This is a genomic window from Nocardiopsis listeri NBRC 13360 (assembly GCF_001570765.1).
Taxonomy (GTDB): Bacteria; Actinomycetota; Actinomycetes; order Streptosporangiales; family Streptosporangiaceae; genus Nocardiopsis; species Nocardiopsis listeri.
Map to the genome: position 1 here is coordinate 1 of NZ_BCSH01000047.1, position 20,509 is coordinate 20,509.

Genomic DNA, 20,509 nt, shown 5'->3' on the forward strand with positions numbered 1-20,509 from the left:
CGGAAGAGCCCCCACCCGAGGCGCCCCACCCGCACACCCCCCAGTCGCCCAACAACCCCAAGGCTCCCGGCCTCAGTCGCCCCACCACCCACCAGCCCCAGCCCCCGGCCGTCCCCACACCCACACCCACCCCTTGGAATTACTCATCTAGGGGAACCGCTCCGTGAAGGCCGCGCGCAGGGCCTCGGTCTGGGTGCGACGGAACTCGCGCACCACCTCCGCCCGGGAGAAGAGCGCGTCGAACCCGTGGAAGGCGCCCGGAACGATCGTGAGCGCGCAGGGCACCCCGGCCTCGCGCAGCCGCTCGGCGTAGGTCACGTCCTCGTCGTGGAAGAGGTCCAGCGTGCCCACCCCGATCCAGGCCGGGGGCAGCCCGGACAGGTCCTCGCTCCGGGCCGGAGCGGCGTAGGGGGAGACACCCGCGCCGCCCGGGAACCGGTTCAGGTAGGCCCGCCAGGCGAACCGGTTGTCGGCCACCGACCACATACGGGTCTGGAGCGCGTCCAGGTCGGAGCGCAAAGTGGTGCGGTCGTCCAGCATCGGGTAGACGAGCAGCTGGAACAGGGGTTCGGTCGGGCCACCCCGATCGCGACACATCAGTGCCAGGGCCGCGGTGATGCCGCCGCCCGCGCTGGCCCCGCCGATCGCGATCCGGCCGGGGTCCACGCCCATCCGGTCGGCGCCCGACACCAACCAGGACAGGGCGGCGTAGACGTCCTCGACCGGGGCGGGATGTGTGCTCTGAGGCGCCTTGCGGTAGCGCGGAGCGACCACGGTGATCCCGAGGTCGAGCGCGAACCCGATGCTGCGGTTCTCGTCCTGGACGGGGCTGCCGAACAGGTACCCGCCGCCGTGGGACCACAGCAGCGCGGGGGCCGGGCCGGTCAGGAGGCGGGGACGGTAGAGGCGCACGGAGACCGGGGGCGCCCCCTGCGGTCCGGGGACGGTGTGCTCCTCGATCCGGACGTCCTCGGGTGCGCGGGGCGGACGCATGCGTTCGCTGGCCCGCTGGGCCATGCGCGCCGTACGCGTACCGATGGGGAAGGGCGGAAGGAAGCGTGCGTGGGTCAGGTCGGGGTGGAAGGGGGACATCGGGTTCCTTGGATGTCGGGCCGGTCGGGCGGGACTGGCACCGTGTCGGTGGTCAGCGGGTGAACGGTCCCAGCCCGTCTTCGACCACCTCCAGGGCCGCGCGGATCAGGTCCGCCATGTCCTTGTCGTCCTCGTCGCCGGCCTCATGGTCGGCATGGTCGGCGAACCGTTCCGCGGCCACCCGCAGGGCCACGTTGATCATGGCGGCGCCGACCCGGACGGAGAGCGTGTCGGGTGTCAGGCCCGCGCGGTCGGCGATGGCCTCGGCGAAGACCTCCTCCGCGCAGTGGTGCACGTCCAGCCACACCGCCCGGAGACCGGGTTCGGTGCGGGTCATGCGGATGAGGTCGATCATCGACGCCATCGATGGCACTCCGGCGTCCTCGGCCAGGGCGCCAGACCGTTCCAGGTGTTCGGTCAGGGACAGCTCCGGGGGCCAGGTCCGCAGTCGCTCCGTCATGAGGTCGAGGCCGCCGGTGAGCAGCGGGCGCACGCAGCTTTCCTTGCTCGGGAAGTAGCGCCACAGGGTGCGGGTGGAGATACCGAGCTCGTGCGCGATGTCGTCGCCGGTGGTCGCGGAGACGCCCTTGGCGGTGAACAGATCCACGGCCGCGCGGGCGATCTGGGTGCGCATGATGTGTTTGCGCCGGTCGCTCATGGGCGGGCGACCCCGGTTCGACGTTTCCGGGGAGGGTGACTCGGCGCGCGGCAAGGGTCCCTCCTCGGTGTGTTCTCGCGGGCTGCCCACTCTATCGAGACGGATAGCACTCGAAGAATATTTGTCGCTAAGCGACAAAAAGTCGTAGTGTGACAATATCGCAGGCCATTCACACGAAAGAGGTGCACCCCCATGACGGGTCTGGACGGAAAGAACGCCATCGTCACCGGAGGCGGATCCGGTATCGGCCGCGCCACCGCGCTGCAACTGGCCGATGCCGGTGCCCGGGTCCTGGTGGCCGACCTCAACGCCGACGGAACCCGCGAGACCGTGGAGAAGGTCCGCGCCGCCGGTGGAACCGCCGAGAGCGTCGTCGGCGACCTCGGTGACCCGAAGGTGGTGATGGAGGTCGTGACCACCGCCCTGGAACGCCTCGGCGGGATCGACGTCCTGGTCAACAACGCGGGCATCATGGACGACATGTCCGCCACCGCCGACGTTTCCGACCAGGTGTGGGAGCGGGTCATGCGGGTCAACGTCACCGCGCCCTTCCAGCTCACCCGCTCGGTCCTGCCGCACATGACCGAGCGGAAGAAGGGTTCCATCGTCTTCACCGCCTCCGAGGCGTCCCTGCGCGGTGGAGCCTCGGGCACCGCCTACACCGCGTCCAAGCACGCCGTGGTCGGTCTGGTGAAGTCCACCGCGATCATGTACCGGGACCAGGGCGTGCGGGTCAACGCGGTCGCCCCGGGCGGCGTCGCCACCGGGATCAGCGTCCAGGCCGACCCCGAGGCCATGGGCCCGGCCGTGCTGGGACGCTACATGGGCAACATGGGTGCGATCGCCGAGTCCGACCAGCTCGCCTCCGCCATCGTCTTCCTGGCCTCCGACGCGGCGAGCAACGTCAACGGCGTGGTCCTGCCGGTCGACGGCGGCTGGTCCGCCGTCTGACCGGTCTCTATCCGTCGTCCTTGGGGGCGTGCTCCAGGACGGTGACGGTGCCCTCCACGCCGTCGACCCGCAGCAGGTCGCCGGTGCGGATGACGGTGGTGGCGTCCGGGACACAGATCACCGCCGGGATCCCGTACTCCCGGGCCACCGTCGGACCGTGGGCGATCGCCGAACCCGTGTCGCTGACCAGACCGGCGGCGGTCATGAACAGCGGTGTCCAGCCCGGGTCGGTGGTGGGCGCGACCAGGATCTCTCCGGGCTCCACACGGGCGCCCGCCGGATCCAGCACGACCCGGGCCCGCCCCTCGACCCGTCCCGGGGCGGCGGGCACGCCCAGGAACCCGCCCTCCACCATGGGTGGGCGCGGCAGGGTCGTCGTCACGTCGGTCCCGTCGGTCAGAAGGGTCGCCGGAACCGACCGTCTGCGCAGTTCGCGTCGGTGGAAACGGCGTCGTTCGGCCACCGTCTCCCGATGGTCGACGTCCTCGCGCGCGGCCGCCCGGAGTTCGTCCGGCTCCAGGAAGAAGAGGTCCTCGGCCCGATCCAACAGCCCGCGCGAGGCCAGCTCCTCACCGGCCATCGACAGCTGACGTCGCATCTCGGCGAACGGCACCAACCACGCGAACTTGGCGTACTCCCGCATGCCCGACAGCTCGCGTGAGCGTCGCATCAGGAACGCCGCGAGCAGCCCGCGTACCGGGCGGGCCCGCACGGCCCGCCGCTCCAGTTCCGCCAGCATGGACTCCGCGACGGTCGCGGCCCGGGCGTGGCGCCGGTCCGGGGCCTGTTCCCCGCCCGGTGAACGCAGGTGTTCGGCGATGACGCCGAAAACCTGGGTGGGGTCCTCGCGCCAACGTGGCACCCCGATGTCCACCTCGGCCGCCGTGCGGTGCCCGTAACGGTCCAGGAACCGCGCCATCCCCACGTCCGGAAGCTCCCCGTGCAGGTACCGTTCGGCCAGTTCACCCGGTGGGGTGGCGGTGAACAGGTCGTGGTGCGCGCGGGCCCGTTCGGCCATCCGCCACAGCTCCAGGTTCATTCGCATGGTGACGTTGTGCGGTGCTCCACCGAGGACGGTGTCGGTCTCCTGCCTCGACGCGACCCCGCGTAGCAGGGCGGCCGGGGCCATGATGGTCAGCAATCCCGCACCCACCGGACCGATCACCTCCACCAGGTCCGGGCCGAGCATCGCGTCGAAGGCGTCATCCAGGACCCACTCCACCCGTTCGGCGGCGTCGGCCTCGGACCCCGGTCCACGCAGGGAACGCCACCGCTCCACGGCCTCGTACGCCCGGGCCCGTGCGGCGGGCGGGTCGATCAGGGCACGGCCCGACCCGATCATGATCGGGGGCAGCAGGGCGGCGGTCATCGCGAGCACGGTGCCCACGGGGACCGACGGCCCGGGGCGTGGCGCGAACCGGGGGTCGTCGTACAGGTGCTCCACCGCCGCGCGTACCCGGGGCCCGTACACCTCCATGCTCCGCGCCAACCCGGAGCGCGACCATGGGTTGCGCAGCGGCGAGGTGATGTCCACGTAGAGTCGCCGACCGATGTCGACCATGAACGGTGTCGACCCCGCAGTCTCGCCGGGCGCCCCGAACGCCCGCCACCCGTGGGTCCACACGTTTTCGAGCAGGGAGATCCCCATGGGGGTGAAGGGACGCAGCATGCCCTGCATGTTCCCGACCTCCATGTACAGCCGGGGTGGGTCGGGCACGTCCTGTGGCGGCAACGGGAAGAGGGTGGTGACGGGGCGGGACTGCAACAGCCACAGGCCGCCGTCGCGGTCGTGCGCCCACTCCACGTCCTGGGGCGAGCTGAAGAGTCGTTGTAGCCGCCGCCCCGCCGATGCCAGCGCGCGCACCTGTTCCCCGGACAGGCATCCGCCCGAACCCTCGGCGATCCGGTCCTCGTCGAGGACGTAGTGGTCCGGTTCGGCCGTGCCGTCCACGACACCCGTCCCGAGCCCGGGTACGGCGTCCACCACGGTGCGCGACCGCGACCCGGTGACCGGATCGGCGGTGAACATGACCCCGGCGGTCGCGGCGTCCACCATCGACTGCACCACCACCGCGATGCGCGCGTCGGCCTCCTCGACCTCGTTCGCCTCCCGGTAGGCGACGGCGCGCGCGTTGTCCAGGGAGTCCCGGCAGCGGCGGACCGCGTCCACGACCGCGTCGGCGCCGTCGACGTCGAGGTAGGTGTCCTGCTGCCCGGCGAAGCTCGCTTCGGGCAGGTCTTCGGTCGTGGCGCTGGATCGCACCGCCACGGGTCCGCCGCCCAGTCGCCCGTAGGCCTCGGCGATCTCCCGGGCGGGTACGTCACCGCGGGACAGGGCCGTGGTGGTCACGCAGAACCCCGGTGGTACCCGCTCCCCGGCGGCGATCATCTCTCCGAGTCCGGCGGCCTTGCCGCCCACCAGGGCGCCCATGTCCCGCCGCACCTCGTCGAGGCCGATCACGGTCGCGTCCGGTTCCCGCATGATCGCTCCCTCTCGTGCCTCGCCTTCGTGGAGAGTGTTCCCGGAGCAGGACCCCTTGCACCTCCGTCGAGGTCGGGCACGTCTGGGAGCGATGGGGTCGGGGGCTCAGCGGCGACCGACCGCGTAGCCGTACTGCACCGGCCAGTTCGCGCGCGCGTCCAGCTCGTGGGCGGCGCGGTGCGTCCAGTACGGGTCCCGCAGCAGCTCTCGGCCGAGCATGGTGGCGTCGGCGGCGCCGGAGGCGATGATCCGCTCCGCCTGGCGGGGTTCGGTGATGAGCCCGACCGCGGCCGTGGGCAGCCCGGTCTCCTCGCGCACCCGCGTGGCGTAGGGCACCTGGTAGTCGGGGCCGACCGGGATCCGCGCGTCGTGCACCATGCCGCCGGTGGACACGTCCAACAGGTCCACCCCGCGGGCCTGGAGTTCCTTGGCCAGGAGCACGGTGTCGGCCCCGGTCCAGCCGGTACGCGTGTCCTCGGGGTTCTCCTCGATCCAGTCGGTGGCCGAGACCCGGAAGAACACCGGCAGGTCCTCGGGCCACACCGCGCGCACGGCCTCGACCACGCGCAATGGGAAGCGCATGCGCCCGGCGAGGTCGCCGCCGTAGGAGTCGGTGCGTCGGTTGCCCGCCGGGGACAGGAACGAGTTGAGCAGGTACCCGTGGGCGCCGTGGACCTCCACGACCTGGAAACCGGCGGCGAGGGCGCGCTCGGCCGAAGCGGCGAAGTCGGAGACCAACTCGTCGATCTCGGCGACGGTGAGCTCGTGCGGCGTCGGCAGACCCTCGAACGCCCAGGCGCTGGGCGCCACCGGCTCCCAACCGCCCTCGGCCTCGGTCAGACCGCGACCGCCCAGCCAAGCCCGATCGGTGGCGGCCTTGCGTCCGGCGTGCGCGAGCTGGATCGCGGGGACGGCGCCGTGTGAACGGATGGCGGCGGTGACGCGGGCGAAGGCCTCCTGCTGCCGGTCGTTCCACAGTCCCAGGTCCCAGGGGCTGATCCGGCCGTCGGCGCGTACCCCGGTGGCCTCGACCGTCACCAGCCCGGCGCCCCCGGCCGCCCGGGAGGCCAGGTGGGTGAGGTGGAAGTCGGTGGGCGCACCGGTGTCGGGTCCCTCCGCGGCGGCGGAGTACATGCACATCGGGGCCATCCACACACGGTTGGGGATGGTGAGCGAACGCAGGGTCAGTGGGGTGAACAACGAGCTCACGGAAGGTTCCTTCGGGGTCGACTTCGGCCATGGAGATCACGGCGGCCAAAGTACGATAACCATCGTAGTACGACTATTGTCAAACTATGAGGACTCTCGTACTTTGAGGGAGGCAACCACGGGAGGTCGAAGCATGTCCGAGTCCGCAACCGTCACCGTGTCCGGGCGCCGGGTGAAGCACCCCGAGACCGCACGGCTCCGTCTGGAGACCGTGCTCGGTGCCCTCGCCGACCCGGTCCGGCTGAGCATCGTGTGCGCGCTGGCCGACGGGCACGAGGACATGGCCTGCGTCGCCTTCGAGCTGCCGGTGAGCAAGTCGACCTCCACCCACCACTTCCGCGTGCTGCGCGAGGCCGGGATCATCCGCCAGTACTACGTGGGCACCGCCCGAAAGAGCGGTCTGCGCGTCGACGACCTGGAGGAACGCTTCCCCGGTCTGCTCGCCTCGGTCCTGAACGCCGAGCGGGGTCGTCGGGAGGAACACCCCGACGACCCCGCCTGACCCCCGGAACTACCCCGGCACGGTCGCCGGACGGTACGCCGCGATCGGGTTCTCCAGGGTTCCGACCAGCCGCAACGCCCCCGACGGGTCGTCCAGGTCCACCATCTGCCGGTTGTCGCGCAGCTGAAGCCGATTCAGGCACGACAGCGCGAACCGGTCGGTGAACAGGTCGTAGCGCTCGAACCGCTCCGCCAGGTGCGGAACCGAAGCCTGGTAGTCGGCCGCGCACTCGGCCACCGTCCGCCAGAAGTCGTCCTCGGCCAGCACGCCCCGGTCGGCGAGGATCCCGTTGAGGAACCGCAGGAAGCAGTCGAAGACGTCGGTGAACAGGGACAGCGACCGCATGTCCTCGGGCACCTGGGCCCGAATCCGCTCCACCTCGCCGGGTAGCTCGACCTCGGCGTCCAGCACCGCGATCTCCTCGGCGATGTCCTTCATCAGCACCCGCTCCGGCACCCCCTCGCGCAGCACCAGGATGACGTTCTCGCCGTGTGGCATGAACACCAGGTCGTGCGCGTAGAACGAGTGCAGCAGCGGCACCAGGTACGCGTCCAGGTAGCGGCGCAACCACTCCGTGGGCGCCAGCCCGGACTCGACGATGAGCGCCTCCGCGAACGAACCGCCCTCGGCGTCGGTGTGCAGCAACGACGCCATGGTCGCCGGGCGCTCACCCGCGCGCAGCCTGGGCACCGGGCTCTCCCGCCACAGCCCGGCGATCATCTTCCGGTACGGCGACCGCTTCGGCGCGGCCTCGGCGTAGTGCGTGGCGCGGTAGCCCACCGCGGCCCGCTCGCGCAGCACCTCCACCCCGGTGTCGCGAAGCACCGGGTCGCCCTCGACGAGGTCGACCAACCAGTCGTTGATCGCGGGGGTGGCCTCCATGTACTCCGCCGACAGACCGCGAAGGAAGCCCATGTTCAGCACCGACAGCGCCGTCTTGACGTAGTGCCGCTCCGGGTGCGAGGTGTTGAAGAAGGTACGGATGGACTGCTGGGCCCGGTACTCGTCCGGCCCCTGCCCCAGGCACACCAGGTCACGGCGGGCCACGTCGGCGGCGAAGGTGACGGCGAGCCGGTTCCACCACTGCCATGGGTGCACCGGCACGAGGTGGTAGTCGGCCGGGTCCAGTCCCAGGTCGATCAGCTGTGCCCGGAAGGCCTCGAACAGGTCGGGGCCAAGCTCGGAACGTAGGAAGGTGTCGGGGTCGGTGTCCGTGGAGTGGGAGAAAGTGGTGCGCGAACGTCGCGCCGCCACCCACACCAGTCGCACCGGTTCACCGGCCTCGGGGGCGTAGGCCCGGTACTCGGCGGCGTCGAACCCGAGCCGCCCGTTGTTGGCCACGAAGCAGGGGTGCCCCTCGGTCATCCCGGTCTCGATGTCCTGGAAGCCGGAGCGCGCCAGTTCGGCGGCGGTGGGCTGCCCCTTGGTGATCCGGAACGCGCTGCTCGCCAGGGTGCTGGAGATCTCCTCCAGGTAGACCGGCAGGACCTCCTCGCTCAGCCCGAGCGTCTCGCGCAGGTCCATGACCAGGTCCAACGCATCGATCTGGGTGATCTCGCCCTCGGGGGAGCGGCGCACGACGCTGTCGGCGTCGATCCGCCAGTGGTCCAGCGCCATGACGTGGGCGGTGAAGCGGTACTCGGCGCCGTTGTCCGCGAGGACCCTGTAGGCGTTCTCGCCCTCGGGTTCGGGGAAGAGCAGTCGTTCGTGGCTGAACTCGGCCAGGGCCTTGCGCACCAGCAGTCGGTTGGCGCGGGCCCACGGCTCGGGGGCCAGGTGGTCGACGATCGCGCGCGGGTCGTGGTCGATGGTCATCGGGCGACTCCTCTCGTGGCCGTCCGGAAGTCCTGGCGGGTGCAGGTGCTCAGGTGGGCGTCCTTGTCGCTCTCGGCCAGGTGCACGGTGGACTCGATCCGAAAGCCCACCGCCGCGTTGAGCCTGTGCACGGCGTGGTTGCGCACGTCGGGTTCGACGACGACGCGTTCGGTGGCGGGGTCGGCGAAGGCCAGCTCCATCACCGTGGTGATCACGGCGAGGGTGAAACCGCGCACCGGGGCGTCGGTGGGCGCCACCAGGAAGTGCATCCCTACGTCACCCGGGAGCGTGTCGTGGTACGGGGCCACCTCGCCGTGCGCGGGGGAGTAGAGCTCGGCGAGGAAGCACGGCCGACCCTCCCACGCGCCCACGTAGGCGTTCTCGTGCTCGGACTCGTGCACCGACCGGAAGTAGCGTGCGGTGTCCTCCTTCGAGAAGTCGGTCATCAGCCAGAACGCCGACTTGGGATGGGTCAGCCATCCGTGGAGGAGATCGATGTCGGCGTCGGGGTCCACGGGGGCGACCCGGAAGGTCCCCACATCGGTGGAAAAGGTGCGACTCATCGCTCGCTCGCCTCCAACTCGGCCTCGACGGGCGCCCCGAACTCCTGGAAGGCGATGGAGCGCTCCACCGAGTAGGGTTCGCGGCCCAGCAGCGCCCGCAGGATGTAGGAGTTGCGGTAGGCGCCCATGCCCAGGTCCGGGGAGACGAAGCCGTGCGTGTGCAGTTCCGCGTTCTGCACGAACACCGCGCCAGCCGGCGCCGGAACCCCGACGCCCCCGTGGCCGTTGGCGTCGTGCGCGGCCCGGTCGACGCGATAGTCGCGTCGCACCCGGAAACGGTCCTCGCCCTCCCAGGCCAAACGGTCGGAGATCGCCTCCAGGAACGCCGGGGCCCGGTACCGGTAGCCGGTGGCCAGGACCAGCCCCTGGGTGTCCAGGGCGAAGTCGCGTTCCTGGTCGGAGTTGCGCAGCTCCAGGCGGTACCCGGCCGCCGTCTCGTCCCGGGTCACACCGATGACCTCGGTGTTGGTCATCAGCCGCACCGGCAGCGGTCCGCGTCGGCTCTTGGCGTACAACAGGTCGTAGATCGCGTTGATGACGTCGGTGTCGATGCCCTTGTACAGGTTCTTCTGCGAGGCGACCAGGCGGTCCCGGGTCGCACCGGGCAGCGCGAAGAAGTGGTCGGCGTACTCCGGGGAGGTCATCTCCAGGGTGAGCTTGGTGTACTCCAGCGGGAAGAACCTGGGCGAGCGGGTGACCCAGTTCAGTTCGTAGCCGTGGGTGTCCACGTCCTGGAGCAGGTCGTGGAAGATCTCCGCCGCGCTCTGCCCGCTGCCCACCACCGTGACGCCGCGTTTGCCCTGGAGCCCTTCCTTGGCGAACAGGTAGTCCCCGCTGTGCACGGCGTCTCCGGGCAGGTCCCGGCAGGAGTCGGGAACGTAGGGCGGGGTGCCGGTGCCCAGCACCAGGCGCCGGGCCCGGAACAACCCGCTCTCACCGGTGGCCGTGTCGGTGCTGTGCAGCAGGTAGACGCCCTGTTCGTCGTCGTACTCGACCCCGTCCACCCGCTGCCCGAAGCGGACCGTCTCGCCCAGCTTCGCGGCGGCCCACCGGCAGTAGTCGTTGTACTCGGCGCGCAAGGGGTAGAAGCGCTCGCGGATGTAGAACGGATAGAGCCGCCCGGTCTCCTTCAGGTAGTTGAGGAAGGAGTACGGGGAGGTGGGGTCGGCCAGGGTGACCAGGTCCGACATGAACGGTGTCTGGAGTTCGGCGTCCTCCAACAGCATGCCGCTGTGCCAGTCGAACTCCGGCTTCTGGTCCAGGAAGATCCCGTCGAGTTCGGTGATCGGCTCGCTCAGGCAGGCCAGCCCCAGGTTGAACGGACCGACGCCGATGGCGGCGAAGTCGTGGATTCGGCTGCTCAAAGGGTCCCCCCGGTCTGGGCGACGTAGCGTTCGGCGTGCGCGGCGAGCAGGTCCAGGACCTCGGCGATGTCCTGGCGGGTGCTGCGCGGGTTGAGCAGTGTGAGCTTCAGGTACGGGCGCTCGTCCACGGTCGTGCGGGCCACCACGGCCAGGCCCGAGGCCAGCAGGGCCTCACGCGCGTACCGGTTGGCGCCGTCGGCGATCTCGGGGGCGACCCCCGGCAGCGCGCAACGGAACACCAGGGTGCTCAGGGTGGGCCGGGTGACCACGGTGAAGCGCGGATCGGCGTCCAGGAGCGCCCACCCCTCCACGGCCAGGTCCAGCACCTGGTCGAAGAGTTCGCCCACCCCGTCGGCGCCCATGATCCGGAGGGTCATCCAGAGCTTGAGCGCGTCGAAGCGGCGCGTGGTCTGCAGGCTCTTGTCGACCTGGTTGGGGGAGAGCAGCGGGGTGCTGCCATCGGAGCGGGAGTTCAGGTAGTCGGCGTGGTAGGTGACGTGACCCAGTGAACGGGAGTCGCGCACCAGCACGGCGCTGGAGCTGACCGGTTGGAAGTAGGACTTGTGGAAGTCCACGGTGACCGAGTCGGCGTGTTCGATGCCGGTGAGCAGGTGGCGGTGGCGCGAGACCAGCAGCCCGCACCCGTAGGCGGCGTCCACGTGCATCCACAGGCCGTGGCGGGCGCACTGGTCGGAGATCTGCGGGAGCGGGTCGATGCTGCCGAAGTCGGTGGTGCCGGCGGTCGCCACGACCGCGATGGGCAACAGGCCCTCGCTGCGGCAGCGGCGCAGTTCGGCGGCGAGCGCGTCCGGTCGCATGCGACGGCGGTCGTCGCAGGCCACGGAGATGACGGACTCGTAGCCCATACCCAACAGCGCGGCCGACTTCGCGACGCTGAAGTGACCGACCCGTGAGGTCAGCACCCGCATGCGCGGCAGCAGGTCGGCCAGGCGGCCTCCCTCACGGCGGTGGGTCTCGTCGCGGGCCATCGACAACGCCTGAAGGTTGGACTGGCTGCCGCCGCTGGTGAAGACGCCGTCGGCCCGGTCGCCCAGGCCGATGCGGTCGGTGGTCCAGCGGATCAACCGCTGTTCGATGAGGGTGCCGCCGGCGCTCTGGTCCCAGGTGTCCAGGGAGGAGTTGATCGCCGAGAGCACGGATTCGCCGAGCAGGGCGGGCAGGACCACCGGGCAGTTGAGGTGCCCCATGTAGCGGGGGTGATGGAAGTAGACGGCGTCGTCGAGGTAGAGCCTCTCCAACTCGTCGAGGGCGGCGGAGGGATCGCGCAGGGGGCGTTCGAGGTCGACGGACTCGATCCCGGGACGCAGGTCTTCGGCGGTGGCCCCGGTGCAGGGGCGGTCGACGCGGGCGATGCGGTCGGCGACCCGGTCGATGGCGTCAGCGGAGAGGTCGCGGTAGCGGCCGGCGCTTCGGGCGTCGAACAGCTGGTCCCTGTGGTCGGGGGCCAAAGACCCGGGCGGATCCTCAAGGGACCTCGCGGGAGAGCTCATGGATCGTCCTTCTGAAGGCGGGCATGCCGAAGAAGCCCGTGGCACGGACTCGGTACGGGGGATCGGGCAGGTCGGCCTGGGGATAGCCAACTCAGGGGAGGCTAACCTAAGTGGGCAACCGACGCACTGTGATGAGTATTACGAAAAGAGATGTTTCGGCTACCGATAGTCACATATTTCGAGGTGATCCGGCCCTTGGGCATCCCCGCGTCGGTACCCACCGCACGGAAAACGGGCGGGGCGGCCGGCCTCCCATGGAGTACCGACCGCCCGTGGCTCCGCTTCCGGGGTCAGTGCTTGCGGATCGCCCGCGGCAACACCGTGACCGGAACGGTCGCCCGGTGCAGCACGCCCTGGCTCACCGAACCCAGCAACAGCCCTCGCACGCTGCCCCGACCCCGGGAGCCCACCACGATCATGTCCGCCGTCGCACCGGTGTCCACCAGCGCGTCGGCCGGGTCGATGCCCAACCGCACGACCGAGACCCCCACGTGCCGGGTCTCCTCGTCCTGGACCAGGGCGAGCATGTCCGAGACCATCTCCTGCGACCGCTGGTCCAACAGGTCGCTCGGCGGCGACCAACCACTCCGGGACAGTTCCTCGGAGTCGAACGGCAACGGCATCCGCCAGCCGTGCACCACGACCACCGACCCGCCCTCGGCCCGGGCCGCCTCGCGCAGCGCGAAGTCCAGCGCGCCACGGGAGTAGTCGGAACCGTCCACGCCCACCACGATCCGGCGCGGGGCCGTGACCACGGAGGTCTCGCCCTCGGGCACCACGACCACCGGGCACTCGGCGCGCGCGGCCAATCGGACGCTCACCGACGACTCCAGGGCCGAACGCGCGGCGCCCAGACCCCGTGAACCCGTCACCAGCAGATCCTCGGGCCCGGTGCGCCTCAACAGGGCCTTCGCCGGGTCCTCCAAGGCCAGGACGGTCTCCACCGCAAGATCCGGTTCGAGTTCACGCACGTGGGCCTCGGCGCGGCTCAGTACTCGCTGCCCCTGCTCGGTGATCTCCTCGTTCGGCGGGAACCGGGTGGGTCCGGCGTACACCGACATCACCAACGGCATGGCCAGGGCGTGGACCACGTGCAGAGGCCACCCGCGACGCGCGGCCTCGGACGCGGCCCAGCCCAGGGCCCTCTCGGCCGTCGCCGACCCATCGACGCCCACGGCCACCTTCGGCGTTCCGTTCTCGGCCATCCGTGTTCCTCCCCCTCAGCGGCGGTTTCCCTTCGAGAGTGCCTCATGGGGCCCCGTCGCGCCTCTCCAAGGTGGGTGTGGCGCGCGAATCGGGAGGAAGGGCCCAGGTGGGAAGTGCCACGTGTCCCCCGGCGTCGGGCCTTCCGGCTCAGATCAACACCGCTCCCGCTTTCCCTGCCTCTGGTGCATGTGGGCCAGGTGGTGGACCAGCGTGAGCTTTTCACTCCCACCCTTGAGGGCGAATAGGGCCATCGAGACCATCAGCTCTCGGTGGGAGCGGAATTCGCCGAAGCGGACGCAAGGTCTCGGTGCCGGGAAAGGACCATCGAGCGAACGGCGGGCGAGATGTCAAAGGTCGTCATAGAAACCACCACGGGAAGCGACCTTGAGGATCAGGACCACGAGGACCCCGTCATCGATCGTGTAGCGGATGCGGTAACCACCTACACGGATACGCCACATGTCGACGTGCCCCTTGATCGGAACGCTGCCACTCGGCCGAGGATCTTCGGCGAGCGCCTCGATCACCTTACGCACCCGATGGCGGGCGGAACCGTCCAGCTTCTTGATGTCCTTGAGCGCAGTGCCGGTGTACTGGAGTTCGTACCGATGACTCACTCCTGGTCTCCCCATACCTCGTCATGGGTGAAAACCTGCTCGCGACCTGCCCTCACCGCTTCCAAGATCCGTACTGCCTCGGCATCGTCATGTTCTTCGAGGAGTTGTTCGTAGTGTTCGACCCATCTCGCGGGAACCAGCACATACCCGGTCAAATCACGTCCCACGACCGGGCCGTTCTCAGGTTCTGTGGGCATCGCGCTCATGACTTCCCCCGCTGATCTCGGTGGACCGGTCCACACGTGAGTTACTCCTGACCACACCCTAATTCAGGGTGCGAGACGGTGGCCTGCGCAACGGGATGACGGAGGTGCCCCGGGTTGTCCACAGGCCGGGTGGCCCCTGGTGGCGCCACCCGGTCCGGTCGTGGTCTTCTCGATGTATCGGGGGACTTCGGTTCCCGTCGGCCTCGTGCTGTCCTGGCTCAGACCAGCACCGGGTTCAGGTTCGGGTTCGTCGGGTTCAGGTAGGGCCGCAGGAACGGGGTCGGAGGTGTCGGCGCGGGTTCCGGTTCCGGCGCGGGTTCCGGTTCCGGCGCGGGTTCCGGTTCGGGGGTGAGGAGGCGGGTGAGGGTCGCGGCGTCGCGGACCTCGGCCAGGCCGGTGGAGGAGGCCACCCAGAACGATCCGGTCTTCTCCCCGTACCAGACGATCAAGTGTCGGTTGCGGGCCTGGACGGATGCGGCGAAGGCGTGTTCGTCGCGGTACTCGGCCTTGTGCCCGCCCAGAATGGGCAGCTCCTCGGCACGAATCCGGCGGCAGGAGGGGTGGGCGCAGGTGTGGCAGACCGGACCGATGAGTGGACCGCGCCGGGGCAGACCCGGACGGGTGCGGTAGAGCGGGTCGCTGGAGGGGCGGGGTGCGGGGATAGGATGCGTCACTGATCCTGCTTTCTGAACATCTGGAAGTGTCTGGGATTTGGGATCGGGGCCCGGAAGGCGTTGGCGCGCTTTCTGGGCCCGTTTCGCGTCTACGGCGCGATGTGGTGCTGCGCTGGTGTGACTCGTGTGGTTAGAGCAGGCTGTTCCAGCTGCTCCCGGACAGGTCGTAGGCGAGGAAGAACCAGACCTGTCGGGTGCCGGTGAACCCGTTGTCGCCCCAGTTGGTGGACAGGGAGTCGATCATCGCCAGTCCGCGCCCGGATTCGGCGTCGCCGGTCAGGCGTGAGGCGTGGGTGGTCAGGTGCTCGAACCGGTTCGGCTGCTCCTCCTGGCCGGTGTGCTTGCTGCCCTGGTCACGGCAGGTCAGGCGTAGTCCGTTGTCTCGGCGTTCGCACTTGAGGGTGTAGTGGCCGTAGGGCTGCCCGGAACGGGTGTGGGTCAGAGCGTTGTTGGCGAGCTCTGAGCCGAGCAGGGTGAACAGGTAGCGGTAGTCGGTGCCGCGCTCGGCGGCGCAGGTGTTCAGGAATGCGCGGACCAGCGGCATGTACTGGACCGAGCGGCCGAAGGTGAAGCAACGCGACTTGAAGAAGCGGATGTCGTCGGGGCCGGTGAAGTAGTGCCGCTGGAACGGCGGGATGAGTTCACCGAGCGGGAGGGTGACGTCGGGCAGACCGGCCAAAGGTGCGATTACGGGCATGACGAATAGAACTCCTGTCACAAGGGTGAGGGAAATGGACAATTCGGCGCACCCGCTAGGTCAACGACCTTCACGATTTCCCAGGGCAGGGAAAGGGGCACGGCATAGCCTGGTCACATGGACCCTGCGTGAGGGGTCAGTCACTGACTACGCAACATATATTGCCACCGGATTCCGGCGAGGTCAACAAGTTTCCCCGGATTCCGGGGGTATCCTTTTTCCGTTAGGCTCCTTCCATGGCTACTCCCTACAGCCCCAGTATTCGACGACGCCGTCTGTCGGCTGAGCTCAAACGCCTACGAGCCAAAGCCGGTCTGACCCTCGTCGAAGCTGCCAAGCAAGCTGGCATGGGCAAGTCCAGTCTGGGTGCGATCGAGCAAGCAGAGTCGCGGACCGTTCCCGTCAAGACCTTGAACAAGCTCATGGACCTATACGAGGTCGATGCGGATAAGCGGGTCGCCCTTCAGGAGCTGGCCAAGATGGCGAGCAAGAAGGGCTGGTGGTCGCAGTACAAGGACCTCATCCCTCAAATGCTGACTGACTTCGAAGCTGAAGCATGTACATTTCGGACATATGAGTCTCAAGTCATTCCAGGACTACTTCAAACACCTCAGTACGCGGATGCCATCTTCCGGGCTAATCTCGTCCGCGATGATGCTGAAATCGCTCGCAGGGTGGAAGCCCGAATCACCCGGCAAGAACTCTTGAGCAAGTTCAATCCACCGACGTTCATGGCGCTGGTCGATGAGGCTTGCTTGCGTCGCGTGGTCGGATCGCCTGAAGTGATGCACGAGCAGTTGCGCCACCTGACGCACATGGCTTCACGACACAACATCAACATCTACGTACTGCCGTTCTCCTCGGGAGCACATCCCTCCACGGAGGGCAGTTACGTGATCATGGACTTCCTCGACCCTCGGGATGCCAGCATCGCCTACCTGGAAACCCCTGTAACTAGCATGTACCTAGAAGAGGACCACCAAGTCAGGCTGTTCAACGACATGTTCGGTAGCACGCAGAGCTGCGCCATGACTCCAGCACAGTCCCTGACCTTCATCAACCGCCTCCTCCAAGGTCTAGAAGAGTGAGAACAGTGATCGACGAGATGGTGTGGCGTAAGAGCAGCTACAGCGGTGTCAACGGCAACTGCGTGGAGGTCGCCCACTTCCCCAGCTTCCATAAGAGCAGCTACAGCGGCCATGACCAGAACTGTGTGGAGGTCGCGCACATCCCCACCGGCTTCCGGAAGAGCAGTCACAGCGGTGTCAACGGCGACTGCGTGGAGGTCGCCGACCTGCCCTGTGGTGCGGCGCTCCGGGACTCCAAGCACCCCACCGACGGACACATCCCCTTCCCCTCCTCCGAGTGGGACGCCTTCCTCACCACCGCCCGCGCTTGACCCTTCCCCCTGAACGGACCTCCCCGAACGAACCGCACCGACGCCGGCGTCTCACCCCTTCCCGGATGAGGCGCCGGCGTTCTCATCAAGGGACCGGACCCGGGTGGCGGTGAGGGTGGGCAACGATCCTGGAGCCGCCCGCCGAACCCGTCCGTGGACCACCACCAGATCAGAGCCGAACACCGCAGCGGCCGAGTGCCGTTGGGCGTCCTCGAACAGGGCCACGTCGACCAGCCCGGTCCGGTCCTCCACGGTGGTGAAGACGACCCTGCGCCCAGACCGTGTGGGTGGGGTCTGCGTGCAGACCCGCACCCCCGCGACCATGACCCGCGCCCCGTCCGGAACCCGGTGCAGGTCCTGGGCCTGCACGAGGTCGTGGGCGGCGGCCAGTGCGGCCAGGTGTTCGGCGTACCGGTCCAACAGGTGACCGGACAGCTCATAACCCAACACCCGCAGCTCCTCGGCCACGCGTTCGTCGTGCGTCATCGGAGTCCCCGTCCCCACCGGTACCTCCGTGGGGCCGGTGCCCAACGAGAGTTGGTCGGCCGTACTCCCCACGACGCGGTGGCCACCCCCACGGTCCACCCCGTGCGCTCGGATCAGGGTGTGGGCGTGCACGAGGACGTCGCGCCGGTCCGGGACACCGGGTGCACCGGTGACCCCGGCCAGGGAGTCCAGGGCCCCGGCCAACACCAGGTTGTCCACCGACTCGCGGGACAGGGATGCCCGGGCGAGCAGGTCGCGCGGGTCGGTGAACGGTCGCCGCGTCAGCAACCGGTCGAGTTCGGCCCCGGTGAGGGCGCCCACGTCCGACAGGGACGGCCGCAGGCCCCGCCGTCCCTCGGCGTCGGTGTCCACGTGCCAGTGCCGGCCGGAGACGTTCACGTCCAACGCGAGCACCGGAACCCCCAGCCTGCGGGCGTCGTGCAACAGCACCCGACGTGGGTACATGCCGGGATCGTGGGTCATCACCCCCGCGAAGAACGCCGCCGGGAAGTGCCGTTTGAGGTAGGCGGACTGGTGGGTGGGCAGGGCGAACGCGGCGGCGTGCGCCTTGCAGAACCCGAAGTTGCCGAAGGCCGCCACCAGTCGCCAGGTGTCCTCGATCGTCCGCTCGTCGTGCCCGCGCGCGGTCATCAGGACACGAACCCGCCTCTCCACCTCCCGACGCCCCTGGTCGGTGGCCAGCGCGCGCCGCATCGCCTCGGCCTCGTCGGCCCCGCAACCGGTCATGGTGTCCAGGGCGCGCAGGAGCTGTTCGTGGTAGAGCAGCGCGCCACCGGTCTCGGCCAGCACGGGGGCCAGAGACGGATGGGGCAGCCGGGGCGGCTCCGTGCCCTCCCGCGCCCCCAGGTAGGCGCCGACCATGTCGGTGCCCATGGGACCCGGCCGGAACAGGGAGATGTCGGCGATCAGGTCGGCGACCCCGCGCGGGCGCAGCCTGGACACCAGTTCGCGCTGGCCCGGGCTCTCGATCTGGAAACAGCCCAGGGTGTGGGAGGCACCGACCATGTGGGCGGTGGCCGGGTCGCTGTCCGGTAGGGACTCCAGGTCCGGGCGCGTCCCCTCGGTCCGGCCGATCTCCTCGACGGTGTGCGCCAGTGACGACTGCATTCGCACCCCCAACACGTCCAGCTTGAGCAGGCCCAGGTGCTCCACGTCCTCCTTGTCGGCCTGCACCATCGGGTAACCGGCGCCCGAGGGCTGGGCGGGGACCCGGTCGCCCAGGGCGTGGTCGGACAGCACCAGACCACAGGGATGCATCGCCACGTGGCGGGGCAGCCCGGACAGCCGCTCGGCCAGCGCGAACAGCTTCTTCACGTGCGCGGTGTCCAGACCGTCCAGGTTCCGTAGTTCGGGGAGTTCGCGCGCGGTCTCGGTGATCCGGGAGGCGCGCACCCGGGGGAAGATCGAGGCGATCCGGTCGACCTCCACCGCGGGCAGGGACAGGGCGGTCCCGGCGTCGCGCAGGGCGCTGCGGGCCCGGTAGGTCTCCATCATCGCCACGGCCGCGCTCGCACCAGGGTGGGCGGCGATCACCGCGTCGTAGGCCTCCAACCTGCGCGCCGACTCCACGTCCAGGTCCACGTCGGGCAGGCCGGGCCGACTCGGGGTGCAGAAGCGTTCGAACGACAGTCCGTGTTCCAAGGGGTCGATCGCGGAGATCCCGAGCAGGTGCACGACGAGGCTGCCCACGGCCGACCCGCGCGCGAAGCAGCGGATGTCCTTGTCCCGGATGGCCCGGGCGGCGTCCGCCACGGTGAGGAAGTAGCTCGCCAGTCCCATCCGGTCGATGACCTCCAGTTCGTGCCGGGCGCGTTCCTCGGCGGCCCGCCCCATACGAATGGCTCCGTCGCCGACCAGGGCGCGCAGTTCGGCGGTGGCCTCGTGCCGTTCGGGCAGGTGGAGACGGCCCCAGCCCAGGTCGGCGACGGGGTCCAGGGCGCAGGAGGTGGCCAGGGCCAGGGTGTGGGCGACCAGGCGCCGGGCACGGGCGGTGTCGCCGCCGCACACCCCGGTCGCGATGAGGCGCATCTCCTCGCCTGTGGCCAGGTGCGCGCGGTCGGTGCGGGGTTCGGGTCGGTACCCGCCGGGGGCGTGCCCGCGGATCCGGTCCAGGGCCCGCGCCACCCCGGCGTGTTCGCCGGTCGGGTAGCGGGCCGCGTTGGTGAGCACCGCCAGCACGTGTTCGTCGTCGGCCAGACGGATCAGGTCTCGGGCGGTGCGGCGTTGCCCGGCGGCGCCGTGGTCGTGCGGGGCCAGGGCGAGCTCCACACCCAGGTTCCGCCATGCGTGCAGCAGGCCGCGGGCGCGCACGGGCAGGTCCTGGGCCATGGCGCGGCCCACGTCGGAGTCGTTGCCGAGCAGCACCACCAGTCCTTCAGGGTGTTCGGCGATCTGCTCGGGGGTGGCGGCCACCGGGCCGGGGGAGTGGTGGACGGAGGTGACCAGCCGGCACAGGTTCGCCCAGCCTCGGGCGCCGCGGGCCAGCAGGACCACCCGGCCGCCCTCGGGCGAGGCCAGGGCCAGGTCGACCCCGAGGGCGGGGCGCACCCCGCTTTCCGCGCAGGCACGAAGGTGTTCGGCGACCCCGAAGAGCCCGTCCCTGTCGGTGAGGGCCAGCACCGGCTGCCGATCGAGCGCGGCCCGTTCGACCAGGGTCGCGGGCGGCACGGTGCCGTGCCGGAAGGAGAACGACGACGTCGAACGCAGATGCGCGAACACCGGTGACACCCCTTCCGTGACCGGCAGAAGGGGAAGACGCCGTTATCGAACCTATGTTCGAAATGGTAGCGCAGGACGTTCACCTCCGCATCCTGACCAGTGCGAACGGTCGCTTCGCCACCGCGATCTCCACCGCGCGCGAACTCGGCCCGGACTTCGAACGGACGCGCAAGGCCGCCGGGTGGGGCGCGCTCGGTATCGTCGCCGCCGCCTGGGCGGCCGAGTCCACCCCCGAGGGAATGGCGTGGGGGATCCTCGCCGTGGTCGCGGTCGTGTTGCACGTGGTGCGAACCTGGCGGTCCTGACCCGCCGCCATGGGACACGGCCCGCTGCCACAC

Annotated in this window: 19 protein-coding genes; 5 read left to right on the top strand and 14 right to left on the bottom strand. The window is 69.7% G+C overall.

Features of this window, described 5'->3' with window-relative positions:
- Window positions 1–147 precede the first annotated feature (147 nt).
- Both NLI01S_RS15390 and NLI01S_RS15395 read right to left on the bottom strand, forming a co-directional pair.
- The gene (locus tag NLI01S_RS15390; RefSeq protein WP_067604979.1) at window positions 148–1,092 is read right to left on the bottom strand and encodes an alpha/beta hydrolase; all 945 of its coding nucleotides are present in this window, start codon (window positions 1,090–1,092) and stop codon (window positions 148–150) included.
- Between the two features lie 52 nt (window positions 1,093–1,144).
- Window positions 1,145–1,750: a TetR/AcrR family transcriptional regulator gene (locus NLI01S_RS15395; protein WP_067604981.1), complete on the bottom strand. Its 606-nt coding sequence runs from the start codon at window positions 1,748–1,750 to the stop codon at window positions 1,145–1,147.
- Between the two features lie 192 nt (window positions 1,751–1,942).
- Here NLI01S_RS15395 and NLI01S_RS15400 point away from each other — a divergent pair, with 192 nt between their 5' ends.
- Complete coding sequence (locus NLI01S_RS15400) at window positions 1,943–2,701, top strand: SDR family NAD(P)-dependent oxidoreductase (RefSeq protein ID WP_067604983.1); 759 nt, start codon at window positions 1,943–1,945, stop codon at window positions 2,699–2,701.
- Between the two features lie 7 nt (window positions 2,702–2,708).
- Here NLI01S_RS15400 and NLI01S_RS15405 read toward each other — a convergent pair whose 3' ends face one another.
- Together NLI01S_RS15405 and NLI01S_RS15410 are read right to left on the bottom strand one after the other, a co-directional pair.
- Entirely contained in the window at window positions 2,709–5,183 is a 2,475-nt protein-coding gene (locus NLI01S_RS15405) for a PEP/pyruvate-binding domain-containing protein (RefSeq protein ID WP_067604985.1), read from the bottom strand.
- 105 nt (window positions 5,184–5,288) lie between these two features.
- Window positions 5,289–6,392, bottom strand: a complete 1,104-nt coding sequence (locus NLI01S_RS15410) for an NADH:flavin oxidoreductase/NADH oxidase (protein WP_067604987.1) — start codon at window positions 6,390–6,392, stop codon at window positions 5,289–5,291.
- Window positions 6,393–6,525: 133 nt separating this feature from the next.
- Between NLI01S_RS15410 and NLI01S_RS15415 the strand changes: the two genes are divergently transcribed.
- Entirely contained in the window at window positions 6,526–6,894 is a 369-nt protein-coding gene (locus tag NLI01S_RS15415) for an ArsR/SmtB family transcription factor (protein WP_067604989.1), read from the top strand.
- A 9-nt stretch (window positions 6,895–6,903) separates the two neighbouring features.
- Here the strand turns inward: NLI01S_RS15415 and NLI01S_RS15420 are convergent, their stop codons facing one another.
- From NLI01S_RS15420 to NLI01S_RS15460, 9 genes are all read right to left on the bottom strand, one after another.
- Entirely contained in the window at window positions 6,904–8,709 is a 1,806-nt protein-coding gene (locus NLI01S_RS15420) for an IucA/IucC family protein (protein ID WP_067604991.1), read from the bottom strand.
- Window positions 8,706–9,272 (bottom strand): GNAT family N-acetyltransferase, encoded by a 567-nt coding sequence (locus tag NLI01S_RS15425; RefSeq protein WP_067604993.1) that lies wholly within the window; start codon window positions 9,270–9,272, stop codon window positions 8,706–8,708. Before NLI01S_RS15425 ends, NLI01S_RS15420 begins: the two co-directional genes overlap by 4 nt.
- Window positions 9,269–10,636 carry a lysine N(6)-hydroxylase/L-ornithine N(5)-oxygenase family protein gene (locus NLI01S_RS15430; protein ID WP_067604995.1) on the bottom strand — a complete coding sequence of 456 codons (1,368 nt, stop codon included), beginning with the start codon at window positions 10,634–10,636 and terminating at the stop codon, window positions 9,269–9,271. The genes NLI01S_RS15425 and NLI01S_RS15430 overlap by 4 nt, the downstream gene beginning before the upstream one ends.
- Complete coding sequence (locus tag NLI01S_RS15435; protein WP_067604997.1) at window positions 10,633–12,147, bottom strand: pyridoxal phosphate-dependent decarboxylase family protein; 1,515 nt, start codon at window positions 12,145–12,147, stop codon at window positions 10,633–10,635. Before NLI01S_RS15435 ends, NLI01S_RS15430 begins: the two co-directional genes overlap by 4 nt.
- A 290-nt stretch (window positions 12,148–12,437) precedes the next feature.
- Window positions 12,438–13,352, bottom strand: a complete 915-nt coding sequence (locus NLI01S_RS15440; protein ID WP_067604999.1) for a universal stress protein — start codon at window positions 13,350–13,352, stop codon at window positions 12,438–12,440.
- Between the two features lie 348 nt (window positions 13,353–13,700).
- Entirely contained in the window at window positions 13,701–13,970 is a 270-nt protein-coding gene (locus NLI01S_RS15445; RefSeq protein WP_223809259.1) for a type II toxin-antitoxin system RelE family toxin, read from the bottom strand.
- On the bottom strand, window positions 13,967–14,176 hold the full coding sequence (locus tag NLI01S_RS25315; RefSeq protein WP_084392627.1) for a hypothetical protein: 210 nt from the start codon (window positions 14,174–14,176) through the stop codon (window positions 13,967–13,969). The genes NLI01S_RS15445 and NLI01S_RS25315 overlap by 4 nt, the downstream gene beginning before the upstream one ends.
- 218 nt (window positions 14,177–14,394) lie before the next feature.
- A complete protein-coding gene (locus NLI01S_RS15455) occupies window positions 14,395–14,850 on the bottom strand; it encodes a hypothetical protein (RefSeq protein WP_223809260.1) in 456 nt (151 codons plus the stop codon).
- Between the two features lie 130 nt (window positions 14,851–14,980).
- A complete protein-coding gene (locus NLI01S_RS15460) occupies window positions 14,981–15,547 on the bottom strand; it encodes an ATP-binding protein (RefSeq protein WP_067605006.1) in 567 nt (188 codons plus the stop codon).
- Between the two features lie 236 nt (window positions 15,548–15,783).
- On the opposite strand from NLI01S_RS15460, the gene NLI01S_RS15465 reads away from it, so the two are divergent.
- Both NLI01S_RS15465 and NLI01S_RS15470 read left to right on the top strand, forming a co-directional pair.
- Window positions 15,784–16,635, top strand: a complete 852-nt coding sequence (locus NLI01S_RS15465; RefSeq protein WP_067605008.1) for a helix-turn-helix domain-containing protein — start codon at window positions 15,784–15,786, stop codon at window positions 16,633–16,635.
- Window positions 16,636–16,652: 17 nt separating this feature from the next.
- Window positions 16,653–16,946 carry a DUF397 domain-containing protein gene (locus NLI01S_RS15470; RefSeq protein WP_084392632.1) on the top strand — a complete coding sequence of 98 codons (294 nt, stop codon included), beginning with the start codon at window positions 16,653–16,655 and terminating at the stop codon, window positions 16,944–16,946.
- Window positions 16,947–16,997: 51 nt separating this feature from the next.
- Here NLI01S_RS15470 and dnaE read toward each other — a convergent pair whose 3' ends face one another.
- Complete coding sequence (gene dnaE / locus NLI01S_RS15475) at window positions 16,998–20,171, bottom strand: DNA polymerase III subunit alpha (protein WP_067605010.1); 3,174 nt, start codon at window positions 20,169–20,171, stop codon at window positions 16,998–17,000.
- Window positions 20,172–20,224: 53 nt separating this feature from the next.
- Between dnaE and NLI01S_RS15480 the strand changes: the two genes are divergently transcribed.
- Window positions 20,225–20,476 (top strand): hypothetical protein, encoded by a 252-nt coding sequence (locus NLI01S_RS15480; protein WP_067605011.1) that lies wholly within the window; start codon window positions 20,225–20,227, stop codon window positions 20,474–20,476.
- Window positions 20,477–20,509 lie beyond the last annotated feature (33 nt).